This is a genomic window from Pseudomonas wadenswilerensis, from assembly GCF_900497695.1.
GTDB classification, from domain to species: Bacteria; Pseudomonadota; Gammaproteobacteria; order Pseudomonadales; family Pseudomonadaceae; genus Aquipseudomonas; species Aquipseudomonas wadenswilerensis.
Genome location: NZ_UIDD01000003.1, coordinates 47569 through 59272, shown reverse-complemented (window position 1 = coordinate 59272; position 11704 = coordinate 47569). Strand labels below are relative to the sequence as shown.

Below are 11704 nucleotides of genomic sequence, written 5' to 3'. Positions count from 1 at the left end.
CGGTTCTCAACTTCAGCGTTGACCTAGTGGGAGCTGGCTCGCCAGCGATGGCATCACTACAGTCCTGGCGATGGACCGCAGCGTCTGCATCGCTGGCAAGCCAGCTCCCACAGGGTTCGGGTGGTATGGGCAAAACCTCAGTGTAGACCCGATCTCACTCCCCTCCCGGCGCCAGCAACAGGTTCGGCGCCAGGCGCTGAAATCCTTCCTGATCCAGGCGCATATCCAGCGCCAGGCTGGCCAGGTCGGCCGACAGCGCTTCGGCATCGGCGTCGTTTTCCAGGTAGATGTGCTTGAGATAGGCGTTGCAGCCCGGACAGCACTCGGCCTGCAGCGGTGCCTTGGCGCTGGCATGGCGGTCGTCCTCAAAGCTGAAATACTTGAGGTCCTTGCTCTGCTCGCAGTACACGCACTTGACCCGCACCACATGCCATTCGCAGGCACACAGCGAACACACCAGGTAACGCAGGCCGTTGTACTTGCCGCGGTGGCGGATCACCCCGGCCATCGCCGGTGAGCCACAGGCCGGGCATTGGCACAGGCTGTCCGCCGCCTTCAACTCGACACCCTGCAGGCTCAGCAACCAATGGCTCCAGGCGGCCTGCAACGCGGCGCCGAGAAACGGCACCAACGCCGCCGGTACCAGGCTGTACTGGCCTGTGAGCAAGGCGATGGCCCAGAGCTTGCGCTGTTCGTCGGCAGCACGCTGCAGTACTGCCACCGCATCCGCCACAGCGCCACGCGAAGCCGGATAGCGCTGCAACAACGCCTGCAGATAAGCCAGCCAATGCCCTTCGCGCACCAGGCTGTCGGCCGCCAGCGGTGGCAAGCCGTGCTCGACACACAGGCGCTGGCGCTCAGTGTCGCTGGGGGCTGCGGCAGGCGGTTGGTCCAGCAGGCCCTGTTGTACCTGGCACAGGCCGGCCAGCAAGCGCAGGTAATCCGCCAGCGGGTTGCCCTCGGCCAATAGCTCCAGCCGCTGCGCGCGCAAGGCGAACAGGTTCTTCGGCGGCAGATAGAGAAACGGCGGCGTGCTGGCCGCCGCTTCAATCTGCCCGGGTTCCAGAAGAGTACTCAAGCGCTCATCCTTTTTTGTTGATCGGCGGCTCCGGTTGTTTGTCGCCGGTCACCTCCCGATACCACAGCTCATGGTGTTTTTTCGCCCAGGCGCGGCTGACCCAGCCATGCAGCATGGCGCTGACCGAGCCCTTGATCCAGATGCCGGCGTAGATGTGGACGATGATGCTCAGCACCAGCACGAACGCCGCCAGCGCATGCAGCAGGGTTGCCAGGCGAATCGAGCCGATGCCGAAGTAACTGCTGAAATAGGCGCGCCAGATCACCACGCCGCTGATCAACAGGACCAGCATGCACAGCAGCAGCGTCCAGAACAGCAGCTTCTGCCCGGGGTTGTACTTGCCGATCGGCGGTACGCCCTCCTCTTCGTTGCGCATCACCCGGTCGATGCGTTTGAGCCACAGGCGATCGTTGGCGATAAAGTAGTTCGCCCGCCAGAAACGCAGCACCAGGCCAAGAAAGAACACGAACATCAGCACGCCCATGAACGGATGCAATATGCGCGTCCAGGGCCCGCCACCGAACAGATGGCTGAGCCAGTACAGCGCCGGGTGAAACAGCGCCAGCCCCGACAACGCGGCCATGATGAAGAGGATCGCCACCAGCCAGTGGTTGGTCCGCTCGTTGGCGTTGTAGCGCAGGATCGGTTTGTCGTTCATGGTCGTTCCTCCCCTTGCCCACCTGGCCGGTTCGGGTCATAGACATGCACCGCTGGATCGACCACATGCACGCTGGCATCCGGCGGGCTGGGGTGCTCGTCTTCTTCGACCCGTTGCGGGCCGACGCGCACATAATGGAAGAACCCGGCCAGCACCGCCGCGCCCATGGCCAGCAGCGCCAGCGGCTTGGTCACACCTTTCCACAAGCCGACCAGCGGGCTGATGATCGGCTGGTCCGGAAGGCCTGCGTATATCCTCGGTGTGTCGGCGTGGTGCAGCACGTACATCACGTGGGTACCGCCGACGCCATCCGGGTCATACAGGCCGGCGTTGTCGAAACCACGGGACTTGAGGTCGACGATGCGCTCGGCGGCATGCTCCTTCATGTCCTGCTTGGTGCCGAAGACGATGGCGCCGGTCGGGCAGGTTTTCACGCAGGCCGGCTCCAGCCCCACCGACACGCGGTCGGAACACAGGGTGCATTTGTAAGCCTTGTGGTCCTTCTGCGAGATCCGCGGGATGTTGAACGGGCAGCCGGTGATGCAGTAACCGCAACCGATGCAATGGTCCTGGTTGAAGTCGACGATGCCGTTGGCATGCTTGATGATCGCTCCCGGGCTCGGGCAGGCCTTCAGGCAGCCGGGGTCGGCGCAGTGCATGCAACCGTCCTTGCGGATCAGCCACTCCAGGTTGCCCTCGCTGGTCTCGTGCTCGGTGAAGCGCATTAGGGTCCAGGTTTCGGCGCTCAGGTCCTGCGGGTTGTCGTAGGTGCCATGGTTGTGGCCAACCTCGTCACGCAGCTCGTTCCATTCCGAACAGGCCACCTGGCAGGCCTTGCAACCGATGCACTTGGTAGTGTCGATCAGCTTGGCCACTTCCTCCTGCTGACGGATAGACGAAGGGGCGGTGGTGGTGGCCGAACGGGCGATGATGTCTTGGCTGGCCATCAGATTTTCTCCACGTTGACCAGGAACGACTTCGATTCCGGGGTCTGGGTGTTGCCATCACCGAGGAACGGCACCAGGGTGTTGGTCAGGTAGCCGTGCCGGGTTACCCCGGTAAACCCCCAGTGCAACGGAATGCCGATCTGGTGCACGGTCTGGTTGTTGACCTGCAACGGCCGGATCCGCTTGGTCACCACCGCAACTGCCTCGATATGCCCACGCTTGCAGGAGACCCGTACCCGGTCACCGGCGGCGATACCCTTCTCCTTGGCCAGGGCTTCGCCGATCTCGACAAACTGCTCGGGCTGGGTCACGGCGTTGATCGGACAGTGCTTGGTCCAGAAGTGGAAGTGCTCGGTCAGGCGGTAGCTGGTGGCCGCGTAAGGGAAGTCCTTGGCTTGCCCCAGGCTGTCCCACACCGAATCGAACACCCGCCCGGCCGGGTTGCTGGTCGCCTGCTTGTTGTTCGGGTGCAACGGGTTGATCCCGATCGGCGTCTCGAACGGCTCGTAATGCTCGGGGAATGGCCCTTCGGCCATCTTGTCCAGGGCAAAGAAGCGCGCGACCCCTTCAGGGTTCATGATGAACGGGTTCATCCCCGACTCCGGCGCCGCATCGACCTTGAAGTCCGGCACGTCGGTGCCGCCCCACGCCTTGCCGTTCCACCACACCAGGCGCTTGTTCGGCGCCCACGGCTTGCCTTGAGGGTCGGCCGAGGCACGGTTGTAGAGAATCCGTCGGTTCATCGGCCAGGCCCAGGCCCAGCCCAGGTTTTGCTTCATCCCGTACGGGTCGGCGTTGTCGCGCCGGGCCATCTGGTTACCCTGCTCGGTCCAGCTGCCAGAGAAAATCCAGCAACCGGAGGCGGTGCTGCCATCGTCCTTGAGCTGGGCGAAGCCGGCCAGTTGCTGCCCGGCCTTGACCAGCGCCCCCGAGGCATCGGTGACATCGGCCACGGCGTAGCCACTGAACTCCTTGGCGATTTCTTCCGGCGTCGGCTCTTCGGGCACCTTGTAGGGCCAGTTGAGTTTGAGGATCGACTCGGCCCAAGCGCCGCCGTCGCGCTGATAACGCTCGCGCAGGCGCAGGAACAGCTCGCTCATGATGCGCACGTCGGTACGCGCCTGTCCCGGCCCTTCGGCGCCCTTCCAGTGCCATTGCAACCAGCGGCTGCTGTTGACCAGCGAGCCATCCTCCTCGGCAAAGCAGGTGGTGGGCAGGCGAATGACTTCGGTCTGGATACTGGCCGTTTCGACATCGTTGAACGGCCCGGCATTGCGCCAGAACTCCGAGGTCTCGGTGGCCAGCGGGTCCATCACCACCAGCCACTTGAGCTTGCTCAGGGCGGCGGTAACGCGGTTCTTGTCGGGCAAGGCGGCAATCGGGTTGAAGCCCTGGCAGAAGTAACCGTTGACCTGGTCCTTGGCCATCATGTCGAACATCTTCAACACGTCGTAACCGGGAATATCCAGCTTCGGCAGGTAGTCATAGCCCCAGTTGTTCTCGACTGTGGCGTTGGCGCCATACCAGGCCTTCATCAGGCTGACATGGAACTTGCCATAGTTCTGCCAGTAGGACAGCTGCCCCGGCCGCAGTGCCTTGGGCGCACGCTTGGCGATGTAGGCGTTGTAGTCTTGCTCGGCATCCGCGGGCAGGGTCAGGTAACCCGGCAGCAGGTTGGACAACAGCCCAAGGTCTGTCAGCCCCTGGATATTGGAGTGCCCACGCAAGGCGTTGACTCCGCCACCCGGCATGCCGACGTTGCCCAGCAGCAACTGGACCATGGCGGCACTGCGGATGATCTGCGAGCCGATCGAATGCTGAGTCCAGCCCAGGGCATAAAGAATCGTCATGGTCTTGCCCGGTTGCGAGCAAGTAGCGATCTCTTCCCAGATCTTGCGCATGCTGTCGGCCGGCATACCGCAGATCTGGCTGGCCAGTTCCAGGGTGTAGCGGCTGTAGTGCTGCTTCATCAACTGGTAGACACAGCGTGGGTCCTGCAGCGTCGGGTCGACCTTGGCAAAGCCGTCCTCGCCGATTTCGTAGCCCCAGCCGGACTTGTCGGTGTAACTGCGCTTGGCCGCGTCGTAACCACTGAACAGGCCGTCTTCGAAACTGAAACCGGCTTTGACGATAAACGACACATCGGTGTAGTTGCGCACGTACTCGTGCTGGATCTTGTCGTTGCTCAGCAGAAAATTGATCAACCCGCCCATGAAGGCAATATCACTGCCGGTGCGGATTGGCGCGTAATAGTCGGCCACCGAAGCGGTTCGGGTAAAACGCGGGTCGACCACGATCAGACGGGCCTTGTTGTGGGCCTTGGCCTCGGTCACCCATTTGAAGCCACAGGGATGGGCTTCTGCAGCGTTGCCACCCATCACCAGGATCAGATTCGCGTTGGCGATATCGGTCCAGTGGTTGGTCATGGCTCCACGGCCGTACGTCGGGGCAAGACTTGCCACCGTCGGGCCATGTCAGACACGTGCCTGGTTATCGAACCCCAGCATGCCAAGGCTGCGAATGACCTTGTGGGTCATGTAGCCGGCTTCATTGGAAGACGCCGAGGCGGCCAGGAAGCCTACGCTCAGCCAACGGTTGACGGTCTGGCCCTGGGCATTCTTCTCGATGAAGTTGGTGTCACGGTCGGCTTTCATCAGGTCGGCGACACGGTCAAGCGCGTCATCCCAGGAAATCCGCGTCCACTCGTTGCTCCCCGCCTTGCGCACCTGGGGGTACTGCAAACGGCTGGGGCTGTGGATAAAGTCGAGCAGGCCGGCGCCTTTCGGGCACAGCGTACCGCGGTTCACCGGATGGTCGGCGTCGCCTTCGATATGGATGATGTTCTGCGCCACGTTCTTGGCCGCATCACCCTGGCTGTACATGATCAGGCCGCAGCCGACCGAGCAGTAGGGGCAGGTGTTGCGGGTCTCTTTGGTGTGCGCCAGCTTGAAGTGGCGCACCTGCTCGGCGAAGGCAGGTGTCGGGGCCATGCCCAACGCCGCCAGGCTCGAGCCTCCAAGGCCAACTGCTGCGACCTTGAAGAACTGCCGACGGTTGAGATCCATCGTGCACTCCTGATCAGGTGGTGGACGCGCGGGACGTTGCCGGCGTCTCTTGAACGATCACGGTGGCGACATTGGTAGCAGTCACCAGTTGATACTGTAGTCAAGATTCCTGACCAGCGTGCTGAAAATGGCTCATTACCCCGTTACAGGTTGCGCACGACATTGAGCGCAGCGCTACGTCATCGCGCTTCCCCTCCCAAGTAGTCCGAAACTCCCATCTCGCCTGGGAGTATCGGCCGATGCACAAGTTCCGACGCTTATCCATAGTTGCAGCGTGTATCGATAGTAGGTCCACGGTCCGGCCCCTACGCCTGGAATTGCTCTGGAGAATGTCATGACTACCCGCAAAAAAATAACAACACCCACGAGCGACCTGACCGGTGACAGCAGTACCGATCTGTTCCCCATCCGCCAGAATGCCGTTGCGAGCAAAGACAAAAACGCTACCGTCGTAAGCGATCCACCGCCCCAACAGACGCCGACCGTCACAACCGATCAAGCAGACTACGCCCCCGGCAGCACGGCCATCATCACGGCCAGCGGTTTCGCCGCCGGTAGCACAGTGGCGCTCGAAGTGGAGCACGCCACCGGCCCAGGCGCGGATAACCTGTGGGGCACGCCCGACGATGTACTCAATACCAACACCGGCGAGGGACATGAGCCCTGGTACGTGACCGACGGCGGTGCCGGCGATCTCGACGGCCAAGTCAACGGCAGCGTCACGACCTCGTGGTACGTGAATCCCGACGATTCGGCAGGCGCGACGTTCCTGCTCACCGCCACCTCTGCCGGTGCCGATGGCAAGTTTGCTACCCGTGACGACGTTGTCGCGACAACGTCGTTTACCGACAGCGCCCTGAGCGTGGTAGCGACGGGGGTAAACGTTTCGTTGGACGAAACAGCCGGCTTGCAGAACAGCATGGCCACCGCAGTCCCTGCGGGAGACGCTGACGACAATGACATTCTGCTCACGGCGCTACCCTCGTCCTTCGCTACCCGGCTGACAGCACTGGGGGCAGGTACCGCAACAGGTGCGGCCTTGAGTGGCTATACGGGGGCGGCGGGCAACACGGGCAGCAATGCGTTCACCATCACCGCGGCGCCCGGAGCCAGCATTTCCGATATCAGCTTCACCGACAGCCTTGGCGCAGCGCTCAATGGCCTGGACAGCGGACTCGATACCCTCAATGGCACCGATATCCTTCTCTATACCGATACCAACAACAACATCCTGCTGGGCCGAGCCGGGGGCCCAGCCGGCGCGATCGTGTTCGCGGCCTACATCGAGGAAACCGGATCACCGGTCAGCGGCGGCAAGATCTGGACCGTGGAATACCAACCGCTCAAGCATCCGGACGCCAGTAACCCGGACGATGCCCTCAACCTGCTGAACAAGGTGTTCATCGGTGCTAGCCAGGACCTGGTATTCAGCCTGGCCAATGCGCCTTCAGGGCAAAACCTGTTCCTGATGTTCACGACGGCGAACCCGACCGTTGTCGACGTCGGTGGGGTCCTGCGGATCACGGACCCGACAATTATCGCCACCGGCAAGAACCCCGCCGACCAGTCGAGCGGCGCCAATATAACGACGGGCGACACGATCAATACCAGCCAGGCGGGTGGCCCGACCACCTTCGGCACCAACAGTCAGATGATTACGGAACAGGAAGGCATCCGCTTTTCGTTCGTCACCGGTGCCCGGCAGAATGTGACCATTCCCAACCTGGATCAGAACGAAGCAGATGTTGAAGCCAACATCGACTTTACCGCCGTGTTCAATACGAGGTCGGCCACTTTCGACGTCGTGCAGTTGCAAAGCGGCAAGAGCGCTGTGGTAAAAATCAGCGCATTCAGCACCGCTGCTGAACCTGGCGTGAATTTCATCAACGGCTATGTGGGTGATACGTCAGTTGCAATCAGCAATGTTCGCGTCATCAACATCAGCACCGGGCTGGTGATCGAGAACTCGGACGGATCGGCGAATGATCCGGCCATTGTCATCAGCTTTGCTTCCGGGGTTGCAACCATCACCGGCGTTAAAGCCGGCTACAAGATTGAATACACCACAACGGCAGACCACAACCGCGTGCTCATCGAGAATGGCGCGGCTACCGACGCCAAGGGCAATAACCACGCCGATTTCGATATCGGTGGCTTCAAGCTGCTCCAAGCCTCTACTACGACCGCCGAAATTGGCTCGAAGATGATCTTCGAGGACGACGGCCCGAGCATCAGCACCACCGGCACCGGCACCGAGCCAACACTGACAGTAGACGAAACTGTGCTGGCAACTAACGCCACGCAGAACTTCGCCGCCAACTTCACCTCGGCGTTTGGCGCCGATGGCGCCGGTACGTTGACCTATGCACTGGGCGTGGTAGCCGGGGCCTCGGGGCTGACCGACACCGCCACCGGTGAGGCCGTCAACCTGGCGCTCAACGGCACCGTAGTTGAAGGCCGCACCGCCACGACCAACGAACTGGTGTTCACCGTCAGCGTTGCCGCCAACGGTGACGTCACCCTCGATCAACTTCGCGCCGTGGTGCATTCCGACACCACCAATCCGGATGATTCCACCAGCCTGACCGCCGACAACCTGGTGACCCTGACGGCAACCAAAACCGACAGGGATGGCGACAGCGTCCAGGCCACCCTGAACATCGGGCAGAACCTGGTGTTCAAGGACGACGGCCCGAGCATCAGCACCACCGGCACCGAGCCAACGCTGACGGTAGACGAAACCGTGCTGGCGACCAACGCCACGCAGAGCTTCGCCGCCAACTTCACCTCGGCGTTTGGCGCCGATGGCGCCGGCACGTTGACCTATGCGCTGGGCGTGGTAGCCGGGGCCTCCGGGCTGACCGACACGGCCACTAATGAGGCGGTGAACCTGTCGCTCAACAGCGGCGTGGTCGAAGGCCGTACGGCGACGACCAATCAACTGGTGTTCACTGTCAGCGTTGCCGCCAACGGTGACGTCACCCTCGATCAGCTTCGCGCCGTGGTGCACTCCGACACCACCAATCCGGATGATTCCACCAGCCTGACCGCCGACAACCTGGTGACCCTGACGGCAACCAAAACCGACAGGGATGGCGACAGTGCCCAAGCGACCCTTAACATCGGGCAAAACCTGGTGTTCAAGGATGACGGCCCGAGCATCAGCACCACCGGCACCGAGCCAACGCTGACGGTGGACGAAACCGTGCTGGCAACCAACGCCACGCAGAACTTCGCCGCCAACTTCACCTCGGCGTTTGGCGCCGATGGCGCCGGCACGTTGACCTATGCGCTGGGCGTGGTAGTCGGGGCCTCCGGGCTGACCGACTCCGCTACCGGTGAGGCGGTGAATCTATCGCTCAACGGCGGCGTGGTGGAAGGTCGCACGGCCACGACCAATCACCTGGTGTTCACCGTCAGCGTTGCCACCAACGGTGACGTCACCCTCGACCAACTGCGCGCCGTGATCCATCCCGACACGACCAATCCGGATGACTCCACCAGCCTTGCCTCAGACAACCTGGTCACCCTGACCGCAACCAAGACCGACAGGGACGGCGACAGCGTCCAGGCCACCCTCAATATCGGGCAGAACCTGGTTATCAAGGACGACGGCCCGGCACTCGCCTTTGGCAACCTGATCGGGACCGGTAGTGTCCTTGCGCAATACGGCTTCTGGAGCATGGCCGCCGGCGCTGATGGACTGGGGACGGCGGGTCTGGACATCTCGTTGGTCAATGGCCAGTTCACCCTTGTCAGGCCAGACAACACGACCACGACCGGGACCGGCACGCTCACCGAACTGGTGCCCTCGCCGGACGTCAATGGTGCGTACCAGTTCGCCGGGACGTTGACCGGCGACTTCGACAACAACGCAGCAACGGCGAACACCACCGTCGACTACACGCTGACCGCCTATGCCAATGGCAGCTATGCACTGGATCTGGTGCAAGGTTTTGCTTCGACGATCGTGCTCAGCAGTGCCGACGGCTCGCTCGGTGCCGGCGGCCCGGACCCCGTGCGCACCTTGTTGATTCCGGCGCAGGATCCGCCGACTATTCCTTCGCCATCTGAGGAGATTGTGTTCTTCGGTGTTAACGCGACCACTAGCGCAAGCGATATATTTTCTGCCATCACCCCGGGAGTGTCCGACCTCACCGAAGCACAGATAGAGGCTGGCGGGTTTGCATTCATCGGCAGCGCGAACATGAACGTCAGCACGTCCGGCATTGGCATTACCAACAACAATCTGGATGGAAACGGGACGGCAGGCATCAATGCCGGTGACGAGAGCTTCGTCATCAATCCCGAGACCCTGTTGACGGGCATGAAGATTTTCATCGACAACTCGGTCCAGGGGTACAACCCGGCAACGGAGGAGCTGTACTACACGATCTTCTACGATGACGGCACGACGTCAGGTTCGCCGACGAAAGTTCTTGCCGCCGATCTGACCTCGGAGGATGGAGGACAGACGTCCTTCGTAATCGAAAGATCGGACTCGAAGCTCATTGACGCGGTCCAGCTCACCATGGGCCTGGGCGTGATCAAAATACCGGTGATCCAGTTCATCCAGGAGAGCGAGAGCCTGGCCAGCGATATCAAGCTGGCGTTCAATGCGACACTGACAGACAAGGACGGGGACACGGCGACCAGTGCATTCGACGCCAACCTGTTCGCCAACGACTCGGCCGAGGCAGAATTCGACTTCACCCTGGTCGGCACGGGCGGTGAGCGGGATGCCTTCAACATCGATCTGTCAGTCGCCGAGAACCAGTACCAGGTCATCGGCTTCGATGCGGGCCTCAGCCTGCGCGACACGCTGGTGCTCAACGGCGACCAGAGCGCCGTAGTCCAATCGATCAACAACAGTGGGGCAGACAGCATCGTGACGGTTGCCGAGTCTGGCGGACAGACAACGACCATCACCTTGGTCGGAGTCGATCTTCTCAATAGCGACATTGTGTTTGGCGGCGCCTGAGGCAGCGCAAGCGTGAAAGGATGCGAGGGTGGCGTGACAACCACCCTCGCATTGCTTTTGAAACTACGACAACGTTCTCGCCATCAACCAGGGACCTCGGGGGTGACCTGGCCCCCCCGAAGATCGCTCAGAGCGTGTTGTTTTGACATGAAGCTCAATCCCGCTCCCCCCGAATAGACTTGGGCGGTTCTTCGTTGTTGATGAGCCCGTGTTTCAGTGCATACATCAGCAAATCGATGCGATTGATCAGATCAAGCTTTTGATAGATGTTGCTGAGGTGATTGTGCACGGTGTGCTCGCTGATCCCCAGGCGCCCGGCGATGCTCACGTATTTGGCGGACGGGTCCCCCACGATGGCGCGAATCAGTTCCCTCTCGCGCAACGTCAGCCGCGCCTGTTTCGCCCGTTCCAGATTGCATCTCAAGGGGGTATGCACGCTCGCGGCATAGCCGGAAAGCCCACCGACCCAGGCCCTGTCCAGCCCACTGTTGTGATGATGGGCCTTGATGATGGCCTGGATAATCGATTCCGTCGGGTCTTCCGCCAACACGATGCCGCGTGCGCCCGCTTCTATCGCCTGGACAAAGGGGACGGCTTCGTACAGGCCTTTGAGCACCAGCACTTTCGTTTCAGCGCTGCGAGCCAACCCCGCGACGACCTCCAGCGGGTTCAGCGCATCCGGAAAGAAACTGAAAAGAATGACATTGGGATGCAACTGATCGGCAAGATCCAGCGCATTGGTATAGGTGCTGGCCTCACCGCTCACCTCCATCCGCGGCTTCCTGGCATTGATCAAGTCATGAAGCCCCTTGAGAACCAGGGGACGACAATCGACCAACATCACACGTATCGGCTTTCTGTGGTTAGGCATGATGTTCCTGCCTCCCATGAAAAACGATCTATGACCTGCATCCGTTGACCGTTCTGAGTCAACGACCCTGGGAGCACTTTTACCTGTGGCATCGAAAAGGGTTG

Annotated in this window: 6 protein-coding genes; 1 reads left to right on the top strand and 5 read right to left on the bottom strand. The window is 61.5% G+C overall.

What is annotated here, in order from left to right:
* Positions 1 to 154: 154 nt before the first annotated feature.
* From fdhE to fdnG, 4 genes are read right to left on the bottom strand one after another with little or no spacing between them, the layout of a single operon-like run.
* Positions 155 to 1078 (bottom strand): formate dehydrogenase accessory protein FdhE, encoded by a 924-nt coding sequence (gene fdhE / locus CCOS864_RS03605; protein ID WP_115085082.1) that lies wholly within the window; start codon positions 1076 to 1078, stop codon positions 155 to 157.
* A 4-nt stretch (positions 1079 to 1082) separates the two neighbouring features.
* Positions 1083 to 1736 carry a formate dehydrogenase subunit gamma gene (locus CCOS864_RS03600; RefSeq protein ID WP_115085081.1) on the bottom strand — a complete coding sequence of 218 codons (654 nt, stop codon included), beginning with the start codon at positions 1734 to 1736 and terminating at the stop codon, positions 1083 to 1085.
* On the bottom strand, positions 1733 to 2683 hold the full coding sequence (gene fdxH, locus CCOS864_RS03595; RefSeq protein ID WP_115085080.1) for a formate dehydrogenase subunit beta: 951 nt from the start codon (positions 2681 to 2683) through the stop codon (positions 1733 to 1735). Before fdxH ends, CCOS864_RS03600 begins: the two co-directional genes overlap by 4 nt.
* Positions 2683 to 5748, bottom strand: a complete 3066-nt coding sequence (fdnG, locus tag CCOS864_RS03590; protein WP_148708515.1) for a formate dehydrogenase-N subunit alpha — start codon at positions 5746 to 5748, stop codon at positions 2683 to 2685. Before fdnG ends, fdxH begins: the two co-directional genes overlap by 1 nt.
* A gap of 334 nt (positions 5749 to 6082) precedes the next feature.
* Between fdnG and CCOS864_RS03580 the strand changes: the two genes are divergently transcribed.
* Positions 6083 to 10729 (top strand): DUF5801 repeats-in-toxin domain-containing protein, encoded by a 4647-nt coding sequence (locus tag CCOS864_RS03580; protein WP_115085077.1) that lies wholly within the window; start codon positions 6083 to 6085, stop codon positions 10727 to 10729.
* Positions 10730 to 10883: 154 nt separating this feature from the next.
* Here the strand turns inward: CCOS864_RS03580 and CCOS864_RS03575 are convergent, their stop codons facing one another.
* Positions 10884 to 11600, bottom strand: a complete 717-nt coding sequence (locus CCOS864_RS03575) for a response regulator transcription factor (protein WP_115085266.1) — start codon at positions 11598 to 11600, stop codon at positions 10884 to 10886.
* Between the last annotated feature and the right edge of the window lie 104 nt (positions 11601 to 11704).